Origin of the sequence: Massilia agri (assembly GCF_024753255.1) — a bacterium.
Taxonomy (GTDB): Bacteria; Pseudomonadota; Gammaproteobacteria; order Burkholderiales; family Burkholderiaceae_D; genus Telluria; species Telluria agri.
The window spans coordinates 124,248-148,280 of the sequence record NZ_JANUHA010000009.1 but is presented as its reverse complement, the minus strand read 5'-3'; the positions used below and the strand labels follow the sequence as shown (position 1 = coordinate 148,280).

Genomic DNA, 24,033 nt, shown 5'->3' with positions numbered 1-24,033 from the left:
GTGATATGCTTAGCCATTGATTGTCATCTTATTAATACATTTCACATATCACTGAGAGCAAAAAGACATGAAGATCCTGGTTACTGGCGGTATGGGTTACATCGGTTCACATACCGTCGTCGAACTCCAGCAGGCTGGTTACGACGTCGTCGTGGTCGACAACCTGTGCAATGCGGACGCGTCCGTTCAAGAACGGGTACAGCGCATCACCGGCAAATCCTTCGTCTTCGAGCAGGCCGACATTCGTGACCGTGCCGCGATGGAGCGCGTGTTCGGCGCCCACAAGGTCGATGCCGTGATCCACTTCGCCGGCCTGAAAGCCGTCGGCGAATCGGTGGCCCAGCCGCTGCGCTACTACGACAACAACGTCAACGGCAGCGTCATCCTGTTCGAGACCATGGCCAAGTTCGGCGTCAAGTCGCTGGTGTTCTCGTCCTCGGCCACCGTCTACGGCGACCCGGCCTCGGTGCCGATCCGCGAAGACTTCCCGCTCTCGGCCACCAATCCCTACGGCCGCAGCAAGCTGATGATCGAAGACATCCTGCGCGACCTCGCCAAGGCCGAGCCCGACTGGCGCATCGCCCTGCTGCGCTACTTCAACCCGGTCGGCGCCCACGAGAGCGGCCTGATCGGCGAAGAGCCGAGCGGCATCCCCAACAACCTGGTTCCTTACATCGCCCAGGTCGCCAACGGCCAGCGCGAGAAGCTGTCCGTCTTCGGCGGCGACTACCCGACGCCGGACGGTACCGGCCTGCGCGACTACATCCACGTGGTCGATCTCGCGATCGGTCACGTGAAGACCCTCGATCGCCTGGCCAAGGGCCCGGGCATCGTCACCTACAACCTCGGCACCGGCCGAGGCAACAGCGTGCTGGAAATGGTACGCGCTTTCGAGCAAGCCTGTGGACGCAAGATCGCCTACCAGATCGTCGACCGCCGTCCGGGCGACGTGGCCAAGTGCTACGCCGATCCCACTAAGGCGCGCGAAGAGCTGGGCTGGACTGCCGAGCGTGATGTCGCTCAAATGTGCGCCGACGTCTGGCGCTACCAAACCACAGCCAAATAAACAAACTCATTTACATCAAGGACGGTCTGATGAAAGCCATGATTCTCGCTGCAGGCAAGGGCACGCGTGTACGCCCGCTGACCTATGACCTGCCAAAACCCATGATCCCGCTGCTTGGAAAACCCGTGATGGCCTACCTGGTCGAACACCTCAAGAAGCACGGCGTGACCGAAATCATGGTCAACGTCAGCTGGCTGCACGAAAAGATCGAAGAGTACTTCGGTGAAGGCGAGCAGTTCGGGGTGCAGATCGGCTACTCCTTCGAAGGCTATATCAAGGACGACGGGGCGGTGGTCCCGGAACCGATCGGCTCGGCCGGCGGCATGAAGAAGATCCAGGAATTCGGCGGCTTCTTCGACGACACCACCATCGTCCTGTGCGGCGACGCCCTGATCGACCTCGACCTGAAGGCCGCGCTGCTCGAGCACCGCCGCAAGGGCGCCATGGCCTCCGTCATCACCAAAGAGGTGCCGTGGGACAAGGTCTCCTCCTACGGCGTGGTGGTCACCGACGCCAACGGCCGCATCACCGAGTTCCAGGAAAAGCCAAGCGAAGCCGAAGCCAAGTCCAACTTCATCTCGACCGGCATCTACATCTTCGAACCGGAAGTCATCGACCTTATTCCGTCCGGCGTGCCCTTCGATATCGGCTCCGAGCTCTTCCCCCTTTTGGCAGAGCGCGGCCTGCCGTTCTACGCCCAGGGCCGTCCTTTCAACTGGCTCGACATCGGCACCATGAGCGACTACTGGGAAGTGCTGCAGACGGTGCTGACCGGCGAAGTCAACCACATGGACGTGCCGGGCATCCAGATCGAACCCGGCGTCTGGACTGGGCTGAACACCAGCATCGACTGGAACGGCACGGTCATCGAGGGTCCGGTCTACATCGGATCCAACGTGCGCATCGAAGCGGGCGCCCGCATCGTCGGCCCGACCTGGATCGGCCACGGCAGCCACATCTGCGAAGGCGCGGAGATCGTGCGCAGCGTCTTGTTCGAATACACACGGGTGTTGCATGATGTAACATTGCATGAAATGATAGTTTTCAAGGATTACAGTGTCGACCGCAAGGGCGAAATGAAACATGCCTCGGAATATTCGTCCGAGGAATGGGTCAACGCACGCGACCGCCGTCGCTCACGCCGCAAGGAAGAAGCCAGTCAGGCCAGTATCGAAGTAGAAAAAATTTCAGAGAAAGTTAGCGCATGAAAATTTACCCAGTCATCCTCTCCGGCGGCGCCGGCACCCGCTTGTGGCCGCTGTCGCGTGCGGTATTGCCCAAGCAGCTCCTGCCCCTGGTCGCCGACAAGACCATGCTGCAGGAAACCGCGCAACGCGTGGCCGGCTGGCCGGGAGTGATGGCGCCTCTGGTGGTCTGCGGTAACGATCACCGCTTCATGGTGGCTGAGCAGTTGCGCGAAATCGGCATCACGCCGCTGGGCATCCTGCTCGAGCCCGTCGGCCGCAATACCGCCCCGGCGGTGGCGGCCGCCGCCAACTACCTCAAGAGCATCGACCCGGAAGCGCTGATGCTGGTGCTGCCGGCCGACCACGTGATCGAAAACGGCGCCGCCTTCCGCGACGCCGTCGAGCGCGCCGTGACCCTGGTGGGCCAGGGCAAGCTCGCCACCTTCGGCATCGTGCCGAAGTCGCCGGAAACCGGCTACGGCTACATCCGCCGCGGCGAAGCGGTCGCCAACTGCGGCGACTGCTACTCCGTCGCGCGCTTCGTCGAGAAGCCGGATGCCGCCACCGCCCAGGGCTTCCTGGACGAAGGCGGCTACTACTGGAACAGCGGCATGTTCATGTTCGGGGCGCAGCGCTTCCTCGACGAGCTGCAGCAGCATGCGCCGCAGATCGCGCTTGCTGCCGAGAAGGCCGTGAGCACCGGCTACCGTGACCTCGACTTCTGCCGCCTCGAAGAGCAGGCCTTCACCGACAGCCCGTCGGATTCGATCGACTATGCGGTGATGGAAAAGACCCGCGACGCCGCCGTGGTGCCGGCCGATATCGGCTGGAACGACGTCGGTTCCTGGTCGGCCCTGTGGGAAGTCCAGCCCAAGGACGCGAACGGCAATGCCCAGCGCGGCGACGTCTACCTGGACGGCGTGAAGAATTCGCTGGTGCGCGCCGAATCGCGCATCGTCGCCGTGGTCGGCGTGGAAGACATCGTCGTGGTCGAGACCCAGGATGCCGTCCTGGTGACGCACAAAGATCAAGTGCAGCGCGTCAAGCAGGTGGTCGACCACCTGAAATCGAAGGCGCGTACCGAGCACCTGCACCACACCCGCGTCTACCGCCCCTGGGGCCACTACGAGGGCATCGATGCGGGCGACCGCTTCCAGGTCAAGCGCATCACCGTCAAGCCGGGCGAGAAGCTCTCGCTGCAGATGCACCACCACCGCGCCGAACACTGGGTCGTGGTCTCGGGCACCGCGCGCGTGACCTGCGGCGAGAAGGTCAGCCTGCTGTCCGAGAACGAATCGACCTACATCCCGATCGGCATGAACCACCGGCTGGAAAACCCGGGCAAGCTGCCGCTGCACATCATCGAAGTGCAGTCGGGCAGCTACCTCGGCGAGGACGACATCGTCCGCTTCGAGGACATCTACAAGCGCGCCTGATCCTGGCCCGGCCCCGCCGCCAGGTGGCGGGGTCGTCCGCGCTTGCACGGCGGAACCGTGCGAACCCTCGCGTAAACCCGGGCGTAGAATGGCCCGAACGTGAACCGATGAGGGGAAATCCATGAAATCATTCGTTGCGGCCGGTACCCTGGCCATGACCGTGACCCTGGGCCTGGCGGCGCCGGCGGCGCAGGCGCAGAACGGCGGCTCCCTGCTGGACCTGACCCTGTATGGCCAGCTCGAACGCTGGCTCGGCGCCGGCCCGCTGGACCTGCGCAACATCTACACCCGCGAACTCAGCCATAACTCGCGCGACTTCCATGACGCGGCCGACGGCGCCGGCATGACCTTCACGCTGCTCCAGGTCAGCAACGACCTCGGCAACAGCTGGATCATCGGCGGCTACAATCCGCAGAGCTGGTCGTCTACCGACGGCTGGCACGAAACGCCGAACGACTGGCAGCGCACCGCCTTCATCTTCAACTACACCGATGCGCAGCTGTGGCGCCAGGTCATGAGCGACAACATCCTGCCCAACCGCGGCATCCGCCAGACCTACAACGACCCCAACCACGGCCCGACCTTTGGCGCAGGCCCCGACCTGTTCGTCAACGACCGCCTCAACGCGGCCTTCTCCTGGCAGGTGAGCTACGGCGGGGGCGAAGAAGGCATCAGCATCATCGACGGCAGCACGGGCGGCCAGCTGTTCCGGGTCGACGCGCTCGAGGTCTATTCGATCTCCCTGGTGCCCGAACCCGGCCAGAACGCCATGCTGGCGGCGGGCCTGGGCCTGCTCGGCTTCACGGCCTGGCGGCGCCGGCAGCGCAAGGCCGTGCCGGCGCGTCCTGCCTCGACAGTCAAGCATTGAGGCAGGGCAGGGCTGGGCGCAAGGCGGCCATTCGTGGGCTGACAGAATGGCAAGCTGTGGCATGATGTGGGGCGGCGCGCGCAGGTGCACCTGAGGCGTGCCTGTGCGCCCCTTATCCGACATCATTCCTGACATCATTCTTCCAGCGACGACCTTGCGACCGATGCCCTTGCGCCTGCGCGCCTTCTTCCGCCTTTTCCTTTCCCTGGTCCTGGGCTGCGCCGCGGCCCTGCATGCGCCCGCCGCCCTGGCCGGGCTCAAGCCGAACGAACTCGCCATCGTCATCAACGAGGACGACCCGGACAGCGTCGCCGTCGGCGCCTACTACCGCCAGCGCCGCGACATCCCGGCCGCCAACGTCGTCAAGGTGCGCATTCCCGGCAAGCCGCAGCGCCTCACGCCCGCCCAGTTCCGCCTGCTGAAGGAAGAAATCGACAGCAAGCTGGGCCCCACGATCCAGGCCGTCCTCATGATCTGGACCACGCCCTATGCGGTGGACTGCAATTCCCTGACCGGCGCCTACACCCTGGGCTTCGACGGCGCCCAGTGCGCCAAGACCTGCGCCGCCGGCCAGCCCAGCCCCTATTTCAACAGCAAGTCGGCGCGGCCGTTGACGGACCACGCCATGCGTCCCTCGATGCTGCTGCCGATCAGCTCGGTGAAGGAAGCCAAGGCCCTGATCGACCGCGGCGTGGCGGCGGGTTTCCGCACGGTGCCGGCCACCGCCTACTACCTGGCGACTTCCGAAAAGGCGCGCAACACCCGCGCCGGTTTCTTCCCGCCGCCGGGCAGGGTGCCGGCGCGCCGCCTGACGACCAAGGTGATCCAGGGCGACGTGCTCGAGGGCGCGCGTGACGTGCTCATTTACCAGACCGGCATGGCGCAGGTCGCCAAGCTCGACACCCTGCAGTTCGTGCCGGGGGCCCTGGCCGACCACCTCACTTCGCTGGGCGGCGACCTGCTGGGAACGAGCCAGATGAGCAGCCTGCGCTGGCTGGAAGCGGGGGCGACGGCCAGCTACGGCACCGTCAGCGAGCCCTGCAACCACTGGCAGAAATTCCCGAATCCCACTGTCCTGCTGCGCCGCTACCTGGGCGGCGACAGCGCCATCGAAGCCTACTGGAAGAGCGTGGCCTGGCCGGCGCAGGGCCTGTTCATCGGCGAGCCGCTGGCCGCGCCGTATCGGGCCACCTCCCGGGGACGCTGAACGCCGCGGCGCCCGCAAAGCGGATTGGTCCGTTCGGATCAATCCGTGGTCATGATGTTGTCAATTTGTGCATTTAATATGCATTTGCTAACACTTCACCATGACCCGGGACCTTCATGAAAAACCTCGTTGCATCGATCCTGCCGCGGCGCACCCTGCTGGCGACGCTGCTGGCCGGCCTGGCCGCCACGGCCTACGCCGACAACAATCTCGTCGTCAGCCAGATCTACGGCGCCGGCGGCAACAACGGCGCCACCTATAACCGCGACTTCATCGAGCTGTTCAACCGCAGCGCCGAGCCGCTCAGCCTGTCCGGCCTCTACCTGCACTACCACTCCGCCACCGGCAGCGGCGGCAGCAGCGTGCTGGCGCTCCCGGCCGAGACGCTCGAGCCCGGCCAGTACTACCTGGTCACCTTCGCGACCGGATCGAACGGCAGCGCCCTCGACAATGGCGACCTGGACAGCCGGGCCTTCAGCATGGGCGCCGGCGCCGGCCGTGTCTCGATCTCGACCCGCTCGACCTCCATCCCCGCAGGCAGCGCGGACGCCTCGATGGTCGAGATCGTCGGCTTCGGCAATGCCAACGTCTTCGAGACCGCGGCCGCGCCATCCCCCTCGGCCACCACCAGCATCTCGCGCAAGGACGCGGGCTGCCTTGATACCGACAATAACTCCCTCGACTTCACGGCCGGCACGATCGCGCCGCGCCGCAAGTCCTCCCCCTTCGCCTCCTGCGACAACGGACCGGTCGTCGCGCCGATCGTCCTGAACTGCCCGGCCAACCTGCCGGCCCAGCAGGGCAGTGCGGCATCAAGCATACTGCAGGCCAGCGACAAGGACAGCACCGTCAACAACGCAACGATCGTGTCTGCCGCCGTGGCCGGCATCAGCCTGTCCGGCTTCACCCCGGCAAGCGGCGCCGGCGGCAGCGCCAGCGTGACACTGGTGGCGGACGCCAGCCTCGCCACCGGCAACTACCCGGTCAAGGTGCGCTTCACCAACGATGCCGGCCAGGAGGCGAGCTGCACCGTCAACGTCGGCGTCGCCGGCCAGCTGCGCATCCCGCAGATCCAGGGCAGCGGCGCCGCCAGCCCCTATGCGAACACCGTGCAGTCGACCGAGGGCGTGGTCACGGCAAGGCTGGGCAACAGCTTCTTCCTGCAGGACCCGGTTGGCGACGGCGACCCGACCACCTCGGACGGCATCTACGTCTTCAACAACAACGCCGCCCTTGCCACCGGCATCGCCGTGGGCGACCGCGTGCAGCTTACCGGCAAGGTGGTCGAATACCGCCCCAGCGGCGCGCCGCGCACCTACACCGAATTCACCGAACTCAGCGCCGTGAACAAGGTCGGCAGCGGCAGCATCAATCCGACCAATGTCGAACTGCCGAACGCCGACCTGGCGCGCTACGAGGGCATGCTGGTGCGCTTCGTGACGCCGCTCACCGTCAACCAGAACAAATACCTGGGCGAGCGCGGCGAGCTGACCCTGTCCTACGGCCGCCGCGAGAACCCGACCAACCGCCATCCGGCAGGCTCGCCGGAGGCGGCGGCGCTGGCGAAGGAAAACGCCGCCAACGAAATCGTGCTCGACGACGGCATCTTCAGCACCCCGGCCGTGATCCCCTACCTGTTCGAGGACGGCACCGTGCGCGCGGGCGATACCGTGAGCGGCCTGACGGGTGTGCTCGACTACGGCGCGATCGGCGGCGGCGGCGCGGCCTTCAAGGTCCAGCCGACCGAAGAACCGCGCTTCTCGCGCGACAATCCGCGCAGCGCGCCGCCGCAGCTGCCCGCCGGCGTGAGGGTCGCCAGCGCCAACGTGCTGAACTTCTTCACCACCTTCACCAACGGCCGCGACGCCTGGGGTCGCACGGGCCAGGGCTGCACCGTCGGCAGCACCACCACCGCTGGCAACTGCCGCGGCGCCGACAACCAGGCCGAGTTCGAGCGCCAGCGCAATCAGATCGTCGCCTCGCTCAAGGCCCTGGATGCCGACGTGGTCGGCCTGATGGAAATCCAGAACAACGGCGACGTCGCCGTCGGCTACCTGGTCGAGCAGCTCAATGCCGCCATCGGCCAGCCCACGTATGCCGTGGTCCCGGCCCCGGCCACGACCGGCACCGACGCCATCCGCGTCGCCATGATCTACAAGCCGGCCGTGCTCACGCTGCAGGGCGGGGCGCTGTCGGATGGCGACCGCGTCAACAACCGTCCGCCGATGGCCGCGACCTTCAAGGCCGCCAACGGCGGCAAGTTCTCGGTGGTGGTCAACCACTTCAAGTCCAAGGGCGGCTGCGGCGGCGCCACCGGGGGCGACCAGGACCCTGGCAACGGCCAGGGCTGCTGGGACACCGCGCGCCTGAACCAGGCCAAACGCCTGACGGGCTACTTCCTGCCGCAAGTCGTGCAGGCGTCCGGCGACCCCGACGTGCTGGTGATCGGCGACCTGAACGCCTACGCCTTCGAGAACCCGATCAACCACCTGAGCGCCAGCGGCATGGTCAACCAGATCGAGCGCTTCGTGCGCCCGGCCGGCATGCCGTACTCCTATGTGTTCGACGGCACCGCCGGCTATCTCGACCACGCCCTGGCCACGAACAGCCTGAGCGCGCAGGTGGCCGGCGCCGCCGAGTGGCACAACAATGCCGACGAGCCGGAGACCCTCGACTACAACCTGGGCGACACGCCTCAAGACCCCTATCGTGAAGGCGCCTACCGCGCCTCGGACCACGACCCGGTGGTGGTGAGCCTGAACCTGACCGCGCCGACCGTCGACGTGACGGCGTCGGTGAAGATCGTGCGCAGCGGCGTGAGCCTGAACCGGGCCACCGGCAAGTACAGCGGCACGGTCAGCGTCACCAATACCAGCGGCGCCGCGCTGGCCGGTCCGCTGCACCTGCACCTCGAAGGCTTGACGGCCGGCGTCACCCTCGACAACAGGTCGGGCGAGCAGGGCGGTGCGCCTTACCTCACGCTGCCGGGCGGCGGCCTGGCGCCGGGCGCCACGGTGACCGTCACGACCGTGTTCAGCAACCCGGCCAAAGCCGCGATCAACTACGGCGCGAAGCTGGTTTCGGGCACCTACTAATACAGATACAGGATAGACACCATGTTCAATACCAAAGCACTCTTCGCCCGCGCACTGCTGGCACTCACCCTGGCCCTCGGCGCGATGCCCGCCTTCGCCGGTCCGCTGTACAAGGTCGCGATCGACACCGCGTCCTTCACCACCGCCCGCTACCTGGACCTGCAGTTCCTGGGCCTGGGCAGCGCCGGCCAGGCCACGGCCCATGTGAACGGCCTGGGCGGCGACATCACCGGCTTCACCCTCGAAGGCGAGGCCGCCGGCGACCTGCCAGGTGGCTTCACCATCGGCAATGGCGGCGGCTTCAATGCGGTCCTGCTGGACCTGCAGCCGGGCGGCCTGTTCCAGTTCGAAGTCAGCTTCGACCGCGCCGAACTGGGCGACGGCACCACCTTCAGTATCGGGCTGCTGGATGAGACCTACGAGAACCTGCTGGGCGCCCTGGTGCGCATCGAGCTGATGCCGGGCATGGCGGATGTGGTAGACGTGCCGGACAGCGCGGTGATGGTGACCGCCGTACCGGAACCATCCGACTGGGCGCTGCTGGCCACCGGCCTGCTGCTGCTCGGCCTCACGCGCCGCAAGGTCCGCCGCTGAGCCGCTCTCCCGTAAGGCAGATAATGTGAACACCTGCTTCGGCAGGTGTTTGCATTTATAGCGAAAAGGAATGAATTCTTAAGGGAAATTGTATTTATCAGCTCGCGGCGCTTGCGGCATAGTCGATTCATCAACGCATCCAGACATCGCCGTCGCCCATGTCCGCCCACGTCCTCGTGCTCGACCCCGATCCCGCGATCCAGCGCCTGCTGCTGCAGAACCTCGGCGCCGCCGGTTACGAGACGTCCTCCTGCGCCAGCGCCGAAGCGGCCTGGCTGCGCTTCGAGGAGCACCTGCCGGACATGCTCCTGCTCGAATGGGACTTGCCGGGGCAGAGCGGCGAGGCCCTGCTGCGACGGTTGCGGGCCCGGCAGCGCACCCGCGAACTGCCGGCCATCATGGTGAGCAGGCGCAGCCTGGAGGCGGACAAGGTGCTGGCGCTGGAATCCGGCGCCGACGACTACCTCTGCAAACCCTTCGGCCCGCGCGAACTGCTGGCGCGCATGCATGCGCTGCTGCGCAGGCGCGCGCCCCGGCCCTGCCTGGACGCGGTCCAGCTGGCCGGCCTGCGCCTCGAACCGGGCACCCAGCGCGCCAGCATCGGCGCCCGCCGCATCGCCCTGGGCCCGCTGGAATTTCGCCTGCTGGCCTTCCTGATGGGCCATCCCGAACGCGTCTTCACCCGCTCCCAGCTGCTCGACGGGGTCTGGGGCAGCCATGCCGTCGTCGACGAGCGCACCGTCGACACCCACGTCGGGCGCCTGCGCGCCGCGCTGGGCGCGAGCCACCAGGACCATATCGAGACGGTGCGCGGCACCGGCTACCGCTTCGCCGCCTGGCCGGCGCGGCCGCGCCTGCGCTGGCCCTCGGCCGCCTGAGTCCCGCCATGGTCATCCTCAGCAAGCTGGAGCAGGAATACCTGCTGCGCACCATCGAGTCCGGCATCGACCTGGCGGACCTGCGCTCCCTGTTCCTGTGGACGCAGGGACCGCTGCAGGCCCTGCTGCCGCACGAAGCACTGCTATGCCTGCAGCTCGATGGCGGAGGGAATGTCGTGCGCAGCGAATGCCTGCACCGCGCCGTGCTCGACGGCGCCGCGCTGGACCTGCTCGCCCGGCTCGGCGCGCAGCTGGCGGCGGCCTGGCGCGCCGGACCCTGCCTGCCGGCCGTGCTCGACCCGGCCGCGCCGGCCGGACAGCTGGCCGGCTGCCTGGCGCTGTTGCGCGAGAGCGGCTTCGACAATGTGCTGGTGCATGGCAGCGCAGCGCTGGAGCAGGGTGCGACCCTGTTCGCGCTGTTCGGCCTGCCGTTCCGGCCGGGGCCGCGCCATGGGCACTTCCTGCAGCTCCTGCTGCCTTACCTGCACATGGCCCTGCTGCGCGCGCCGGGGCGCGCATCCAGCCAGGGCAGGGTGGAGCAGCCGCTGCGGCCATTGAGCGCGCGCGAGCTGGCCATCCTGGCCTGCGTGCGGGCGGGACGGAGCAACGAGGAGGCCGGACAGGCCCTGGGAATCAGCGCGCTGACGGTGAAGAACCACCTGCAGCGCATCTACCGCGCGCTCGGCGTGGCGAACCGGGCCCATGCGGTGGCCCGGTGCCTGGAGCTGCGGCTGCTGTGAACGGGCGGCGCCGGCCGGCGCCACCGGGAGAGTTACGACTGGGTGGCGTCGCCGCTGTTGGCGGCGCGGCGCATCGCGTCGATGCGGAAGGCTTCGGCATTGCCGTCGATGATGCGCAGGCTGGCGCACCCTTCGGCGGCGCAGTCGGGCGCCGGCATGTTCGGACCGGTGGCGGCGACGGCAGTGGCGCCAGTCGCCGGGACGGCGCTGACTGGGGTGCTTGCCGGGGCGCTGATCACGGTCGATGCCAGCTGCGTTGGCATGGCGGCTTCCTGCTGGCCTGCGCCGCAAGCGGTCAGGAGGGCGGTCAGGGCGATGGCGGTAACGGTACGGAGGCTGGAGAAGTTCATGGTGCGTGTAGAGCAAGCTCGTCGGTAATGAAGCTATTGTAGTGAGTAAATTTTTCCGGTGCTCAATTTATTTCATTAGCGAACAGCAAATATTAAGCTTTAGAAACACAATTAGGCGAAGTTGCGTGCAGTTGAGCGAAGATCTGCAAGCGTGCTCAAATGAAATAAAAAATTCTCCAAGGCAAGTGATGACACACAGCAACAGCGAACGTTGCACCGCCGCGACGTAAAAAACACCAGATTTTCTTTCTGTCACGAACGGCCGTGCATATCGTGATTCGCTTGACCACATTTGGTAGAGAAGGGAAGATGAAGCCCATGCGAACACTCATCCTTGTCCTCTTTCTCGGCTGCGCCGCCTGCTCCACCAAGGCCCAGGATCCGGCGCGCGCGCTGGTCCAGGCGCCGGGAAGTGCGGCGACCGCGCCGGCCGGCGACACCCTGGCCCGGATCCGCGCCATGACGGCGGACGCCACCTGTACCGAGCACGGCCAGTGCCGCACCGTGGCGATCGGCGCCAACCCCTGCGGCGGCCCACAGGAATACCTGCCGTATTCATTGATGCGTACCAACGAAAAGTCCCTGCTCGAACTGGCGGCGCGCCACAAGGCCGAGCGCCAGGCGCAGAACCAGTCCAGCGGCATGGTGTCGACCTGCCGCCATATTCCCGACCCGGGCGCGGTCTGCACGGCAGGCGCCTGCCAGCTCGGCGCCTCCTCGCCGTCGCCGCGCTGAGCGGCGTCAAGGCAAGCCTCGTGGCCGGCCCCGGCGTCAGGGGCGGCCGCGCGCTTGATGGCACAATGTAAAGAAATCTTGTCGGCGTTCAGGACGGCGTGTTAGCCTTTCTTGCAGGCTTACTAATGAATATGGAAGAGTTACGAGGAGCAGGTCGGATGCAAGCCCTTTCACAACAGCGCGCCCGCCAGCCGGGTTTCACCCTGCTCGAACTGCTGGTGGTGATCGTCATCATCGGCCTGCTGGCCGCCTATGTCGGCCCCAAGTATTTCTCGCAGCTGGGCAAGTCCGAGGTGACGGTGGCCAAGGCCCAGATCGGAGCCTTCGACAAGTCGCTCGACACCTACCGCCTCGACGTCGGCCGCTACCCGACGTCCGAAGAGGGCCTGGGCGCCCTCATGACGGCGCCGCCCAGCGCGGGCGCCAAGTGGAACGGGCCCTACCTGAAGAAGGGCGTCCCGCAGGATCCCTGGGGCCACCCTTACCAGTACCGCGCCCCGGGCAGCAAGGGCGAGTACGAGATCATCTCGCTGGGCAAGGACGGCCAGCCGGGCGGCAGCGGCGACAATGCCGACATCTCCTCGCAATAATCCGGCGGCATACTGCGCTTCCCTGTCCGAACCGATTTCCTGATTTTCCCCGGGCCCGCCTTCATGCAGTTCGCCGTTCGCACCCTCGCGCCCGACATGTCGATCTCCAGCATCGTGGTCGATGCCGCCGACGCGCTCGACGCCCGCCGCCAGGTCGAGGCGCGCGGGCTGTTCGTCAGCAGCATCGAACCGGCGCGGGCCAATCCCTTCGCCGGCTTCGGCAACAAGGGTGGGCGCCTGTCCATCGTCCTCTTCAGCCAGGAGCTGCTGGCCCTGCTCAATGCGGGCCTCGGCATCGTCGAAGGGCTCGAAGCCTTGCTGGAAAAGGAAGCCAGCCCGGGCGCGCGCGGCGTGCTCGAACGCCTGCTGGCCGGCCTGCGCGAAGGCAAGCGCTTCTCCGCCGTGCTGGCCGCCCAGCCCGACCTGTTCCCGCCGCTCTATGTCGGCATCGTGCGCGCCGCCGAAGGCACCAGCGACCTGCCGCGCGCGCTGAGCCGCTACATCGACTACCAGCAGCGCATCGACACGGTGCGTTCGAAAATCGTCAGCGCCTCGATCTACCCTGTCATCCTGCTCATGGTGGGCGGGGCGGTGAGCGCCTTCCTGATCGGCTACGTGGTGCCGAAATTCGCCGAGGTCTACCACGGCGCCGGGCGCTCGCTGCCCTGGATGTCGCAGCTGCTGCTGGACTGGGGCCAGTTCGCGTCCAGCCATGGCACAGGCATCCTGCTCGGCGCCCTGGCGCTGCTGGCGGGCGCGGTGGCCGGGGTGCGCCATCTGCTGCGCACCGGCGGCGTGGCGCGCATGCTGGCGCGCCTGCCCGGCATCGGCGAACGGGCCCGCATCTACGAGCTCTCGCGCCTCTACCTCACCCTCGGCATGCTCACCGAGGGAGGCATCACCATCGTCAGCGCCATCGACACGGTGCAGGCCATGGTGTCGAACAGCCTGCGCAAAAGCCTGGCGAACGCGCGCGCCGCCGTCGAATCGGGCCAGCCGCTGTCGAACGCCTTCGAGACCCACGGCCTGACCACGCCGATCTCGCTGCGCATGCTGCGCGTGGGCGAGCGCACCGGCGACATGGGCCCGATGCTGACCCAGTCGGCCGCCTTCTACGACGGCGAGATCACGCGCTGGATCGACCGCTTCACCCGCACCTTCGAGCCGCTGCTGATGGCGGCCATCGGCCTGGTGGTGGGCGCCATCGTAGTGCTGCTGTACATGCCGATCTTCGATCTCGCGGGAGACATGTCGTGAGCGCCCAGCCTGCCGACAATCTGCTCGACCCCGGCCTGCTGGCCCGCGCCCGCGCGCTGGCCAAGGCATCGCGCCGCGGCCTGGTGGCCGAACTCGAAGGCCTGACCGGACAGGAGCCGCGGCAAATCGTGCGCGAGCTGGCCGCGCCCTTCGGACTGCCCGTGATGGAGACGGCCGCCATGCTGGCCCTGGCGCCGGCCTTCGACCTGCTGCCGCTGGCGCAGGCGATGTCGCGCCACTGCGTGCTGCTGCGCGACGGGGCGGGACGCCTCTCCGGCGTGCTGGCCGACCCCTTCGACCTCGACCTGCAGACCTGGCTCGGCGCCCAGGCCCGCGCCACCCCGCGCAATCCGCTCGCGCTGTCGCTGGCCCTGCAGTCCGACATCCAGGCCTATCTGTCCAAGCAGGAGGAATCGGCGCGCGCGGTCGACAGCCTGGTGGGCGGGGCGGGGGATGCGCGGCGCGACGGCAAGTCGGCCCAGGTGCTGTCCTTCGCCTCGGTCTCGGAGGCGGGCAGCCCGGCCGTCAAGCTGGTCAACTCGACCCTCTACGATGCGCTCAAGGCCGGCGCCTCCGACATCCACCTGGAGAGCACCGCCACCGGCCTTGCCGTGAAGTACCGGGTCGACGGCGTGCTCGACCATGCGGCCACGGTGGGCGGCGTCGAGCTGGCCGAGCACATCATCTCGCGCCTGAAGGTGCTGGCCGAACTCGACATCGCCGAGCGCCGCATCCCCCAGGACGGCAGCTTCCGGGTCGAGTCCGGCGGGCGCGACATCGACCTGCGTGTCTCGATCATGCCCAGCATCCACGGCGAGGACGCCGTGATCCGTATCCTCGACAAGCGCGCCATGATCGAATCGTATGGCGCGCTCACGCTCGAGGCGCTGGGTTTCGATGCGCCGTCGCTGGCCACCCTGCGCACCCTGGCCCAGGAGGCCTACGGCATGCTGCTGGTGACGGGGCCGACGGGCTCGGGCAAGACCACGACCCTGTACGCGGCGCTCACCGAGATCCACAACGGCCGCGAGAAGATCATCACCATCGAGGACCCGGTCGAGTACCAGCTGCCCGGCATCCTGCAGATCCCGGTCAACGAGAAGAAGGGGCTGACCTTCGCGAAGGGCCTGCGTTCGATCCTGCGCCACGACCCCGATAAGATCATGGTCGGCGAGATCCGCGACCGCGAGACCGCCGAGATCGCGGTGCAGTCCGCGCTGACCGGCCACCTGGTCCTGACCACGGTCCACGCCAACAACGTCTTCGACGTGTTCGGCCGCTTCACCCACATGGGCATCGATCCCTACGCGTTTGTCTCGGCCCTGAACGGCATCTGGGCCCAGCGCCTGATCCGCATGAACTGCCCGCACTGCGCCGCGCGCTACGAGCCGGACGCGCTTGAGCTCGCCTCGGTCCACCTGGCGCGCGAGGACGTCGGCGACTACGTCTTCATGCGCGGCAAGGGCTGCGGCGACTGCCGCGGCACCGGCTACCGGGGGCGGCGCTCGATCGCCGAGATCCTCACGCTCAACGACGAGATCCGCGAGCTGATCGTCGACAAGCAGCCGATCCGCCGCATCAAGGCCGCGGCCCAGGCCAACGGCACGCGCAGCCTGCGCCTGGCGGCGCTGGACCTGGTGCGGCGCGGCGCCACCACCATCGACGAAATCAAGCGGGTGACCTTGCATGCGTAGGAGATTCGGACAGTCGCTGCGCCTCGGCATCGCGCCGGATGGGCTCGCCCTCCTGCGCGTCGGCGGCTGGCCGTCGGCGTCAAGCGTGGTGCTGGCCGTGCAGCCGGTGGAGGCGGGCGCCCCCGACGCGCTCGAAAACGGCCTGCGCGCCTTGCTGCGGGAAGCTGCCGCGGAGAATGGCTTGCGCCGCTGGCCCCTGAGCGTGGTGCTGGCCGACGAGCTGGTGCGCCTGTGGCAGGTGCCGCCGCCGGCCGGCGCCACCCGTCCCGGTGACCTGCAGGCCGCGGCCGCCCTGCGTTTCCAGTCCCTGTTCGGCGCCATGCCCGCACCTTGGCGCATCAGCGCCGACTGGAGCGCCAGCCAGCCCTTCCTGGCCGCGGCGGCGCCGGAAGCGCTGCTCGCGCTGCTGGAGTCGCTGGCGCGCGAGCACGGCTTCCACCTCGTCGAGGTGGCGCCGCAATTCGTCGCGGCCCTGAACGCCACCAGGCGCCAGCGCCGGCCCGGCGCCTGGTTCGGCCTGGTCCACGGCGGGGTGCTGTCGCTGGCCGCCTACGATGGCGTGCTGCTCGCCGCCGTGCGCACCGCCGTGATTCCGGACGGCGCCGACCGCGAATGGCTGGAAGCCCACGTGGCGCGCGAGGCGCTGCGGGTGGGCGTGGGCAGGCCGGAACGCCTGCAGCTGAGCGGCCCCGCGCCGCGCAGCTGGGCGAGTTCCGTCGGACGCCTGAAGTTCGCCTGCACCCTGCTGGAGGACGAAGACGCGGCCCCCGGCTGGCCGCTGCACGCGCTGCTGGCCCGCACCGGATCGGGAGCATGAGATGAGGCGTGTCCAGATCGATTTCGCCCCGCGCTCGCTGCGCCGCACCCTGCTGCGCACGCCGCCGCGCAGCGCCGTTTTCCTGTTCGCGGTGGCCTGCCTGTGCTTCACCACCGTGATGACCTTCTCGCGTTACCAGGAAGACCAGGCCGAGCTCGAAGCCCTGCAGGCCGCGCTCGCGGCAAGGTCGAACGCGGCGCAGCCGCTGCCGGTCGCGGCCACGCCCAGGGTGATGGTGTCCGAGGCCCAGGCCCGCGCCGTCAACGAAGCCATCATGCAGCTGAACCTGCCCTGGCGCGAACTGCACGAAGCCGTGCGCGCCGCGACCCCGGACAACGTGGCCCTGCTGGCGCTCGAACCCGACGCGAAGCGCCGCACCCTGCGCATCACGGCGGAAAGCCGCAACGCCGACGACATGCTGGCCTACGTCGCGCGCATGCAGGAGCAGAGCTGGTTCGGCGCCGTGACCCTGAGCCGCCACGAGATCGTCGAGCAGGATCCGAACCGCCCGCTGCGCTTTCAGCTCATTGCCCAGTGGGGTGGCCAATGAGGCAGGTCTCGCTGGCATCGCTGTGGCTGCGCCTGCGCGTCGCGGTGGCGCGCGTGAATCCGGTGCTGGCCGTCGCCATGCTCCTGTTGCTGGTCTGCGTCGTGCTCTTGTCCTGGCTGGGCGCTGCGCGCATGCGGGTGGCGGACGAGTACGAGGCCGCGCGCGCCGCGGCCGCCCGCCCGGCCCCGCCGCCACCGCCGCCCCCGGCCCCGAGCGCCGACCAGAACCTCGCACACTTCCATGCTGCGCTGGGCCAGCGCCGCGGCGTCGAGCGCCAGTTGAAGGAGGTGTTCGCGCTGGCGGACCGGCACGCCCTGGTGCTGCGCCAGGGCGAGTACCGGAGCAGCCAGGACCGCGCCGGCGGCTTCACGACATACCAGATCAACCTGCCGGTCAAGGGCCGCTACGACGCGATCTGGGCCTTCGCCTTCGACGTCCTGCGCGCGCTGCCGCACGCCTCGCTGGACGACGTGAGCTTCCGCCGCGACGCGATCCGCGAAGAGAACGTCGAGGCGCGCCTGCGCCTCACCCTCTATCTGTCGGCGACGGCAAGCCCGGGAGGCACGCAATGAAGCCGCGCCACATCGCGATGACCGTGGCCCTGGTGCTGGCCGCCGGCCTGGTGATTTTTGGGGACAAGACGCCCGAGGATGCCGTGGCCGAGCCGGTCGAGCGCGCGGCAATCACGCCTGCGGCGCCGGGCGCGCGGGCCGATGTGAAAAAAGACACGGCGCCCGCGATCCTGCGGCTGCTGCCGCGCGAGACCCTGATCGGCGGCGACGACCGCTTCGGTCAGGACGGGGAGGGCAAGGCCGTGTTCGGGCGCCAGGACTGGACCCCGCCGCCGCCGCCACCGCCGCCGGTGCAGCCTGCGCCGCCGCCACCGCCGCCGAGCGCGCCGCCGCTGCCCTTCACCTATATCGGCAAGTCGCTGCAGGAAGGCAGGTGGGAGATCTTCCTGGCGCGCGGCGACAGGACCTACCTCGTGCGCGAGGCCGCCGTGATCGAAGGCACCTACCGGGTCGACGCCATCAAGCCGCCGGTGCTGACCCTGACCTACCTGCCGCTGAACCAGGTTCAGCAGCTCAATATTGGAGTATTCGACTGATGCTTCGCATACCTGTTCGCGCCCTGGGCGCGGCCTTCGGGGTCCTGCTGCTGGCCAGCTGCGCGGGGCAGCGCGCCTACCACGAGGGCAATGCGCTGCTGGCCCAGGACCAGGTCGCGGCCGGCCTGGCCAAGTACCGGGAAGCGGTCGCCGCCGACCCGGGCAATGCGCAATACCGCACCGCCTTCCTGGCCGCGCGCGACAAGGCCGCAACGCGCCTGATCCTGCAGGCCGAGAACGCGATGGCGGCCGGCCAGCCCGAGGAGGCGCTGGGGGCCTGGCGCCGCGTGCTCGCCTTCGACCCGGCCAACGAGCGCGCCCGCGCCGGCCTGCGCCAGGTCGAGGCGGACCGCCGCCACGCCGGCATGCTGGACGCCGCGCGCGCGGCCTTCGAGCGCAAGGAATACGACATCGCGCGCCACAAGCTGGCCGCCATCCTCACCGAGCGCCCCAGCCACGAGGCGGCGCGCCTGCTGCAGATCGAGGTCGATGCCGCGGCAAGCGCGGCGCCCACCGGCGAGGCAGCGCTCGCGGCCTCCTTCCGCAAGCCGATCAGCCTGGAATTCCGCGATGCGCCGCTCAAGCAGATCTTCGAGATCGTCTCGCGCCATTCGGGCCTGAACTTCATCTTCGACAAGGACGTCAAGGCCGATGCGCGCAGCTCCATCTTCCTGAAGAACAGCACGGTCGAGGCGGCGGTCTACTACCTCCTGATGACCAACCAGCTCGAGCGCCAGGTCATGGACGGCAACACCATCCTGATCTATCCGAACGTGCCGGCCAAGCTCAAGGAATACCAGGAGATGACGGTCAAGACCTTCTTCCTGGCCAATGCCGAAGCCAAGAACATCGCCAACACCTTCAAGACCATCCTGAAGGCGCGCGACGTGGTGGTCGACGAAAAACTCAACCTCGTGATCCTGCGCGACAGTCCGGAAGCGGTGAAGGTGGCGACCCAGCTGGTGGCCCTGCAGGACGTGCCGGAACCGGAGGTCATGCTCGAGGTCGAGGTGCTGGAAATCAAACGCAGCAGCATCATGGACCTCGGCATCGCCTGGCCGCGCGCGCTGTCCTTCGCGCCGCTGGCGGGACTGGACGGCGAGCCGGTCACCATCAGCCAGTTGCGCAACCTGAACCAGAACAACGTCATGGTCGACGGCGCGGTCGCCACGGTCAACGCCAACAAGGCCGACGGCGATTCCAACACCCTGGCCAATCCCCGCATCCGGGTGCGCAACAAGGAAAAGGCAAAGGTCGTGATCGGCGAGAAGATCCCGAACATCTCGGCCACCGTGTCCTCGGGTGTGGGCGGCTTCGCTTCCGAGACGCCGAACTACGTGGACGTGGGCCTGACCCTGAACGTCGAGCCGACCATCTACCTGAACAACGAAGTCGGCATCCGCATCTCCCTGGAAGTGAGCACCCTGGGCGAAGCGGTGACGACCCGCTCGGGCAGCGTGGCCTACCGCATCGGCACCCGCTCGGCGACCACCTTGCTGCAGCTGAAGGATGGCGAGAACCAGGTGCTGGCGGGCCTGATCAGCAACGAAGACCGCTCGAGCGGCAGCAAGGTGCCGGGCTTCGGCGACCTGCCGGTGCTGGGCCGCCTGTTCGGCAGCACCCGCGACCAGACGGATCGTACCGAGATCGTGCTGTCGATCACCCCGCACCTGGTGCGCACGGTGCAGCGTCCGGCGGCCAGCGCCTCGGAGTTCGGCGCCGGCACCGAGGCCAGCTTCCGCCGCCGTCCGGACAGCACGGCGCGCGCGCCCGTGCAACTGCCGCTTACCAGCACCAGCGCAGGGCGCCCGGCCCCGGCCAATGGCGCAGCCGCGCCGGCGCCGGCGACCGAGCGTCCGTTCTCGGTGCCGCCGTCGCAGCTGCCGTCCGCGCCGCCGAGCGGCTCGCCGCAGTCCGTCCCACCGGGCGCACAGCAGCCGGTCATCCAGGTGACGCCGGTGCCCACGCCACCGCCTTCGACCCAGTAAACATGAAGCGCACGAAGCGCACGAAGCGCACGAAGCGCATGAAGCGGCGCGGCTTCACCCTCATCGAGCTGCTGGTCACCCTGGCGATCCTGGCCCTGCTGGGAACCATGGTGGTGCCGGTGGCCCAGATCACGTCCCAGCGCCGCGACGAGGCCGAGCTGCGCCGCTCGCTGCGCGAGATCCGCGCCGGCATCGACGCGTTTAAAAAGGCGAGCGACGAGGGCCGCGTGGCGAAGGCGGCAGGGGCGACCGGCTATCCGCCGCGCCTGGAGATGCTGGTCGAGGGCGTGCGCGACATGCGCAGCCCGAAGGAAGCGAAGATCTATTTCATGCGGCGCCTGCCGCGCGACCCGTTTCATACGGATCCGGAGACGCCGGACGCCGACACCTGGGGCAAGCGCAGCTACGCGAGCGAACCGGACGAGCCGAAGGAGGGCGAGGATGTCTACGACGTCTATTCGATGTCCGAAAAAGCCGGCATGAACGGCATTCCCTACAGACGGTGGTGACGATGACGATGCTCAGGCGCCTGCGCGCCTTCACCTTGATCGAACTGCTGGTGGTGCTGGGCATCGTGGCCCTGCTGCTCACGCTCGCCGTGCCGCGCTTCTTCCCCAGCATCGACAGCAGTAAAGAGACCATCCTGCAGGAGAACCTGAGGAATACCCGCGCCATCATCGACCAGTTCCACTCCGATACCGGACGCTATCCGGAATCGCTCGAGCAGCTGGTGGAAAAGAAGTACCTGCGCGAGCTGCCGATGGACCCGATCCTCGAATCGCGCGACGGCTGGATCATCGAGCCGCCGCCGGAAGGCGAGCAGGGCATGGTCGGCAATGTGCGGAGCAGCGCGCCCGGCAACGACCGCAAGGGGCAGCCCTATGCGGAGTGGTAAAGCGCACCAGGGCGGCTTCACCTACCTCGGGCTGATCGTCTTCGTCTTCATCATCGGCCTGGTGGGCGCGGCCACCTTGAAGGTCGAGGCCCTGCTGCGGCGGGCCCAGCTGGAAAAGGAGCTGCTGGAAACGGGCGCGCAGTTCAGCGCGGCCCTCGACAGCTATGCGAAAGCCACCCCGCGCGGCCAGCCACGGGCGCCGCTCACCCTGGAAGAGCTGTTGCGCGACAAGCGCTTCCCGAACCCGCGCCGCCACCTGCGCAAGATCTTCATCGATCCGGTCACCGGCAAGGCCGAGTGGGGCCTGGTGCGGGCAGGGGAGAGCGGCCCCATCCTCGGCGTGCACAGCCTGTCGCAGGCGACGCCGCTGAAGCAGGCGAACTTCGACGCGCGGTTCTCGGGCTTCGAGAACCGCGACTACCTGTCGGAGTGGAAGTTCATGGCGCAGGAAACCGGAGTGCCGGTGAGGGTCCAGACAAATGCGCCCGGCCGCCCGGCCACGCCGCCGCCACCCCAGCCGCCCACGACGCTGGACCCCGAGCCGCCGCAGGACGAGCCGCCGCCGGAAGAGCCGGCGGCGCCCCCGGAAGAGCCGCCGGAGGAACCCCAGGAGCCGCCCGGCCAGTCGCAGGATTCCGGCCGCTAGCTGCAATACCGTTGTGATGCAACCATCGGCAGCAGGTCGTTAATTGCCCTGCTGTAAGGCGAGCGCCTCCGCCAGGAAGACGCACATCTCCTGTCTCAGGTCGTCCGGCCCCAGCACCTTGACCTCGCGGGCCATGCTTTGCAACATACGACGCAGCGCCGACGTATTGCTGACGGTGGCCATCAATTCCTGCTGTCCGGCCGCATTGAGGAAGATGGTCTGGTCGTCGGACAAGGGCATCTCTTCCAGAGTGCGCGCGAAGACGTCCGCATCTTCTCCGCCGGCGAAGCGCAGGTGCAGGGTGATGCGGCCCTTCGACCACATTGCCAGTGCGCCGCCCGCAAGCGCCTCGTCCAAGGTAGGCAGCCTGGCGTTGCGCGCCACCGGATCGCCGAGGGCCACTTCCCGCACACGATGCAGGTGGAAACTCTTGACCTTCATCGCCGATGGATCCAGGGAGACCTCGGGCTTGTCGACAGCCAGCAGACGCAGCGTGCGATCATGGATCACGAGGCCGACGGGATACACGCAATGCGTCCTGTTCGTCCCGGACTTCGCCGCACGATAGACGAGCCTCAGCATCAGGTTCTTCATCAAGGCGTCGTTGACGGTCTGCAGATGGGCCGGCGCCACCTTGCCAGGCGCCATCGGCCGTCCGTCCGGGAGGCGGCGGATCTTGTCCTGGTAAGCGACGACTTGCCGATGCGCATCGGTCAGGTGCAGATGCTTCTGTTTCCTTTCGATCGTCGCGACCTGCTCGTCCAGCGCCAGACGTGCCTCACGCGGCAGGAACGGGCCCAATTCCTGGCGGGCGAAGCTGGCCACCAAGGCGTCGACGGCGCTTACGGATTTGAACAGCGGGATCTTGCTGTGCGCGGTCGTGAACCATTCGTTGATCCTGCGGTCGCTCGCGCTGAGACGGGACTCTACGACGAGGCCGAACCGTTGGCGCCACGCACCCTTCGGATCAGCGAGGTCCTGCAGGTCGCGTTCGAATGTGCGCCTGTCCACCGCGAAGGCGTCACCCAGCCTGGTCATGAGCTGGTCAACGGTCGCCCCCTGTCCGATACCGTGATCGGGCAGGACCGGCAACAGGTCGATGATTGCCAGCCTGCGGGCCAGCTGTCGTTCGGTGGTATCTCTGGGCACGGTTTCCGACCTATTTTGTCGCTAATCCGTCGCACTATATCGATACCGGTCCCGGGCGACAAGCCTCCGGGATCGGATACGCGAAAGGAGGACACATTGAAGCAAACGACGACCGGACAGCCGACGGGCGCTCTACACCTGTTGCGCGAACTGGCGGAGCTGGGCAACCTGGTATTCGGCATGTTCGCCGGGCCGCAGGTGACCGTCCGGCACTGGCCCGTGTATTACCGCGTCTACCTTGAAGTCGATGGGCTTTGCCGTGAAGTCAACCGGCTGGCCGGGCATTTCGCGCGCGGATTCATCGACACCGATGACATGGTCGACGCGGAGCGGATCGCGGCCGCGAACGCGTGCCTTGCCGGCGTCGATGGACACGTGCGCGCGATCGCGGCGCTCCTTGCAGAGGTCGTGCGCGAGCGGCTCGTCATCCCCGCCAACCCGGCCCTGGTGCAAATCGTGGACCGCCATTTCTCTCCGGAGGGCGACTGGTACCGCGGCTTGCAGCGGCACTACCGGTCAGGTTGCATCGCGCCGGATGGGCGCACGCTGGCGCGCACCGTTCTGCCGATCGACCCACATCCGGCGCAGTGGCGCGCAGACGCGGTTCCTGTCGAACAGCAGTTCGAGCTGGCATCGGCGTACGCGCGCACCTTGTACAGCCGAACAATCCGCCAGGTGCAGGTGGCCTTGAACCAGGTGTATGCCGCGCTCGGCACGTGTTTCGTCCAGCGCTGCCCGTCGGTAGGCGCCTTGCTGCATCCGCGTTCGACGCCCGGCCCTGCGTCCATGGGGTTTTTCTACAGCGAGAGAACACTGAACGAGGTGCACGAGCTTGTTGCGGATCTGCCGGATGGTCTGGCCGTGTACGTCAGCCGCGACCACAGGTTCGCGACAATCGGCACGCGCGGGATCCGCCCCTTGGACGGGACACCCGGGCTGATCATCCACGTGAGCGTCCACATCACGGAAGACGCATTGCCACGCTTTATTCCCGCGCAACCGTGTCATAACAGGGAGTACACGGCAGCCAGTGCGGATGAGCTCAAGGCTCTCCTGTTTCACGCATTGATCAACGCAGGTTTCGTGCCCCCGGGCGCCAGGTTTGACGAGGAGCGCTGGCGTTATTCCTGACCGATATGCGCGGTTGACCCGGATCGCTATAATTCGGCCATAGTTTCCTTGA

Annotated in this window: 24 protein-coding genes; 22 read left to right on the top strand and 2 right to left on the bottom strand. The window is 67.6% G+C overall.

Annotated elements, in window-relative coordinates; translation table 11 throughout:
- Positions 1-67: 67 nt before the first annotated feature.
- The 9 genes from galE (at position 68) to NX780_RS14360 (ending at position 11,071) form a co-directional block, all read left to right on the top strand.
- Positions 68-1,066 carry a UDP-glucose 4-epimerase GalE gene (gene galE, locus NX780_RS14400; protein WP_258828561.1) on the top strand — a complete coding sequence of 333 codons (999 nt, stop codon included), beginning with the start codon at positions 68-70 and terminating at the stop codon, positions 1,064-1,066.
- A gap of 29 nt (positions 1,067-1,095) precedes the next feature.
- Entirely contained in the window at positions 1,096-2,274 is a 1,179-nt protein-coding gene (locus tag NX780_RS14395; protein WP_258828560.1) for a nucleotidyltransferase family protein, read from the top strand.
- Positions 2,271-3,689 carry a mannose-1-phosphate guanylyltransferase/mannose-6-phosphate isomerase gene (locus tag NX780_RS14390; RefSeq protein ID WP_258828559.1) on the top strand — a complete coding sequence of 473 codons (1,419 nt, stop codon included), beginning with the start codon at positions 2,271-2,273 and terminating at the stop codon, positions 3,687-3,689. The genes NX780_RS14395 and NX780_RS14390 overlap by 4 nt, the downstream gene beginning before the upstream one ends.
- A gap of 121 nt (positions 3,690-3,810) precedes the next feature.
- Complete coding sequence (locus tag NX780_RS14385) at positions 3,811-4,557, top strand: PEP_CTERM-anchored TLD domain-containing protein (protein WP_258828558.1); 747 nt, start codon at positions 3,811-3,813, stop codon at positions 4,555-4,557.
- Between the two features lie 163 nt (positions 4,558-4,720).
- On the top strand, positions 4,721-5,764 hold the full coding sequence (locus NX780_RS14380) for a TIGR03790 family protein (protein WP_258828557.1): 1,044 nt from the start codon (positions 4,721-4,723) through the stop codon (positions 5,762-5,764).
- Positions 5,765-5,880: 116 nt separating this feature from the next.
- Positions 5,881-8,859, top strand: coding sequence for an ExeM/NucH family extracellular endonuclease (locus NX780_RS14375; RefSeq protein WP_258828556.1), 2,979 nt, complete (start codon positions 5,881-5,883; stop codon positions 8,857-8,859).
- Between the two features lie 21 nt (positions 8,860-8,880).
- Positions 8,881-9,453, top strand: a complete 573-nt coding sequence (locus NX780_RS14370; RefSeq protein ID WP_258828555.1) for an NF038129 family PEP-CTERM protein — start codon at positions 8,881-8,883, stop codon at positions 9,451-9,453.
- 158 nt (positions 9,454-9,611) lie between these two features.
- Positions 9,612-10,331: a winged helix-turn-helix domain-containing protein gene (locus NX780_RS14365; RefSeq protein ID WP_258828554.1), complete on the top strand. Its 720-nt coding sequence runs from the start codon at positions 9,612-9,614 to the stop codon at positions 10,329-10,331.
- A gap of 8 nt (positions 10,332-10,339) precedes the next feature.
- Entirely contained in the window at positions 10,340-11,071 is a 732-nt protein-coding gene (locus NX780_RS14360) for a LuxR C-terminal-related transcriptional regulator (RefSeq protein ID WP_258828553.1), read from the top strand.
- A gap of 32 nt (positions 11,072-11,103) precedes the next feature.
- On the opposite strand, the gene NX780_RS14355 is transcribed toward NX780_RS14360, so the two are convergent.
- A complete protein-coding gene (locus NX780_RS14355; protein WP_258828552.1) occupies positions 11,104-11,421 on the bottom strand; it encodes a hypothetical protein in 318 nt (105 codons plus the stop codon).
- 318 nt (positions 11,422-11,739) lie between these two features.
- Between NX780_RS14355 and NX780_RS14350 the strand changes: the two genes are divergently transcribed.
- From NX780_RS14350 to NX780_RS14295, 12 genes are all read left to right on the top strand, one after another.
- On the top strand, positions 11,740-12,156 hold the full coding sequence (locus NX780_RS14350; protein ID WP_258828551.1) for a hypothetical protein: 417 nt from the start codon (positions 11,740-11,742) through the stop codon (positions 12,154-12,156).
- Positions 12,157-12,314: 158 nt separating this feature from the next.
- On the top strand, positions 12,315-12,746 hold the full coding sequence (gspG, locus tag NX780_RS14345) for a type II secretion system major pseudopilin GspG (RefSeq protein WP_258828550.1): 432 nt from the start codon (positions 12,315-12,317) through the stop codon (positions 12,744-12,746).
- Between the two features lie 63 nt (positions 12,747-12,809).
- A complete protein-coding gene (locus tag NX780_RS14340; RefSeq protein WP_258828549.1) occupies positions 12,810-14,003 on the top strand; it encodes a type II secretion system F family protein in 1,194 nt (397 codons plus the stop codon).
- Complete coding sequence (locus NX780_RS14335) at positions 14,000-15,697, top strand: GspE/PulE family protein (RefSeq protein ID WP_258828548.1); 1,698 nt, start codon at positions 14,000-14,002, stop codon at positions 15,695-15,697. The genes NX780_RS14340 and NX780_RS14335 overlap by 4 nt, the downstream gene beginning before the upstream one ends.
- Positions 15,690-16,514, top strand: a complete 825-nt coding sequence (locus NX780_RS14330; protein ID WP_258828547.1) for a hypothetical protein — start codon at positions 15,690-15,692, stop codon at positions 16,512-16,514. Before NX780_RS14335 ends, NX780_RS14330 begins: the two co-directional genes overlap by 8 nt.
- A gap of 1 nt (position 16,515) precedes the next feature.
- Positions 16,516-17,064, top strand: a complete 549-nt coding sequence (locus NX780_RS14325; RefSeq protein ID WP_258828546.1) for a PilN domain-containing protein — start codon at positions 16,516-16,518, stop codon at positions 17,062-17,064.
- Positions 17,061-17,636, top strand: a complete 576-nt coding sequence (locus NX780_RS14320; RefSeq protein WP_258828545.1) for a hypothetical protein — start codon at positions 17,061-17,063, stop codon at positions 17,634-17,636. The genes NX780_RS14325 and NX780_RS14320 overlap by 4 nt, the downstream gene beginning before the upstream one ends.
- Positions 17,633-18,172 carry a hypothetical protein gene (locus NX780_RS14315; RefSeq protein ID WP_258828544.1) on the top strand — a complete coding sequence of 180 codons (540 nt, stop codon included), beginning with the start codon at positions 17,633-17,635 and terminating at the stop codon, positions 18,170-18,172. Before NX780_RS14320 ends, NX780_RS14315 begins: the two co-directional genes overlap by 4 nt.
- Positions 18,172-20,160 carry a secretin GspD/PilQ domain-containing protein gene (locus NX780_RS14310; RefSeq protein ID WP_258828543.1) on the top strand — a complete coding sequence of 663 codons (1,989 nt, stop codon included), beginning with the start codon at positions 18,172-18,174 and terminating at the stop codon, positions 20,158-20,160. The genes NX780_RS14315 and NX780_RS14310 overlap by 1 nt, the downstream gene beginning before the upstream one ends.
- A gap of 2 nt (positions 20,161-20,162) precedes the next feature.
- A complete protein-coding gene (locus NX780_RS14305) occupies positions 20,163-20,669 on the top strand; it encodes a type II secretion system protein (RefSeq protein ID WP_258828542.1) in 507 nt (168 codons plus the stop codon).
- Positions 20,670-20,671: 2 nt separating this feature from the next.
- On the top strand, positions 20,672-21,055 hold the full coding sequence (locus NX780_RS14300) for a type II secretion system protein (RefSeq protein WP_258828541.1): 384 nt from the start codon (positions 20,672-20,674) through the stop codon (positions 21,053-21,055).
- Positions 21,042-21,701 carry a type II secretion system protein gene (locus NX780_RS14295; RefSeq protein ID WP_258828540.1) on the top strand — a complete coding sequence of 220 codons (660 nt, stop codon included), beginning with the start codon at positions 21,042-21,044 and terminating at the stop codon, positions 21,699-21,701. Before NX780_RS14300 ends, NX780_RS14295 begins: the two co-directional genes overlap by 14 nt.
- Before the next feature lie 39 nt (positions 21,702-21,740).
- On the opposite strand, the gene NX780_RS25325 is transcribed toward NX780_RS14295, so the two are convergent.
- Complete coding sequence (locus NX780_RS25325) at positions 21,741-22,850, bottom strand: helix-turn-helix transcriptional regulator (RefSeq protein WP_258828539.1); 1,110 nt, start codon at positions 22,848-22,850, stop codon at positions 21,741-21,743.
- A 96-nt stretch (positions 22,851-22,946) separates the two neighbouring features.
- Between NX780_RS25325 and NX780_RS14285 the strand changes: the two genes are divergently transcribed.
- The gene (locus NX780_RS14285) at positions 22,947-23,981 is read left to right on the top strand and encodes a hypothetical protein (protein ID WP_258828538.1); all 1,035 of its coding nucleotides are present in this window, start codon (positions 22,947-22,949) and stop codon (positions 23,979-23,981) included.
- The last annotated feature ends 52 nt before the right edge of the window (positions 23,982-24,033 follow it).

Bases quoted from the DNA above. Each gene is read 5' to 3' on its own strand.
- NX780_RS14295 (WP_258828540.1), top strand. From the start codon at position 21,042: ATGCGGAGTGGTAAAGCGCACCAGGGCGGCTTCACCTACCTCGGGCTG.
- NX780_RS14340 (WP_258828549.1), top strand. From the start codon at position 12,810: ATGCAGTTCGCCGTTCGCACCCTCGCGCCCGACATGTCGATCTCCAGC.
- NX780_RS14355 (WP_258828552.1), bottom strand. From the start codon at position 11,421: ATGAACTTCTCCAGCCTCCGTACCGTTACCGCCATCGCCCTGACCGCC.
- NX780_RS14360 (WP_258828553.1), top strand. From the start codon at position 10,340: ATGGTCATCCTCAGCAAGCTGGAGCAGGAATACCTGCTGCGCACCATC.
- NX780_RS14330 (WP_258828547.1), top strand. From the start codon at position 15,690: ATGCGTAGGAGATTCGGACAGTCGCTGCGCCTCGGCATCGCGCCGGAT.
- NX780_RS14375 (WP_258828556.1), top strand. From the start codon at position 5,881: ATGAAAAACCTCGTTGCATCGATCCTGCCGCGGCGCACCCTGCTGGCG.
- NX780_RS14350 (WP_258828551.1), top strand. From the start codon at position 11,740: ATGCGAACACTCATCCTTGTCCTCTTTCTCGGCTGCGCCGCCTGCTCC.
- NX780_RS14380 (WP_258828557.1), top strand. From the start codon at position 4,721: ATGCCCTTGCGCCTGCGCGCCTTCTTCCGCCTTTTCCTTTCCCTGGTC.
- NX780_RS14300 (WP_258828541.1), top strand. From the start codon at position 20,672: ATGACGATGCTCAGGCGCCTGCGCGCCTTCACCTTGATCGAACTGCTG.
- NX780_RS14315 (WP_258828544.1), top strand. From the start codon at position 17,633: ATGAAGCCGCGCCACATCGCGATGACCGTGGCCCTGGTGCTGGCCGCC.
- NX780_RS14365 (WP_258828554.1), top strand. From the start codon at position 9,612: ATGTCCGCCCACGTCCTCGTGCTCGACCCCGATCCCGCGATCCAGCGC.
- galE (WP_258828561.1), top strand. From the start codon at position 68: ATGAAGATCCTGGTTACTGGCGGTATGGGTTACATCGGTTCACATACC.
- gspG (WP_258828550.1), top strand. From the start codon at position 12,315: ATGCAAGCCCTTTCACAACAGCGCGCCCGCCAGCCGGGTTTCACCCTG.
- NX780_RS14325 (WP_258828546.1), top strand. From the start codon at position 16,516: ATGAGGCGTGTCCAGATCGATTTCGCCCCGCGCTCGCTGCGCCGCACC.
- NX780_RS14370 (WP_258828555.1), top strand. From the start codon at position 8,881: ATGTTCAATACCAAAGCACTCTTCGCCCGCGCACTGCTGGCACTCACC.
- NX780_RS14385 (WP_258828558.1), top strand. From the start codon at position 3,811: ATGAAATCATTCGTTGCGGCCGGTACCCTGGCCATGACCGTGACCCTG.
- NX780_RS14320 (WP_258828545.1), top strand. From the start codon at position 17,061: ATGAGGCAGGTCTCGCTGGCATCGCTGTGGCTGCGCCTGCGCGTCGCG.
- NX780_RS14390 (WP_258828559.1), top strand. From the start codon at position 2,271: ATGAAAATTTACCCAGTCATCCTCTCCGGCGGCGCCGGCACCCGCTTG.
- NX780_RS14305 (WP_258828542.1), top strand. From the start codon at position 20,163: ATGAAGCGCACGAAGCGCACGAAGCGCACGAAGCGCATGAAGCGGCGC.
- NX780_RS14310 (WP_258828543.1), top strand. From the start codon at position 18,172: ATGCTTCGCATACCTGTTCGCGCCCTGGGCGCGGCCTTCGGGGTCCTG.
- NX780_RS14395 (WP_258828560.1), top strand. From the start codon at position 1,096: ATGAAAGCCATGATTCTCGCTGCAGGCAAGGGCACGCGTGTACGCCCG.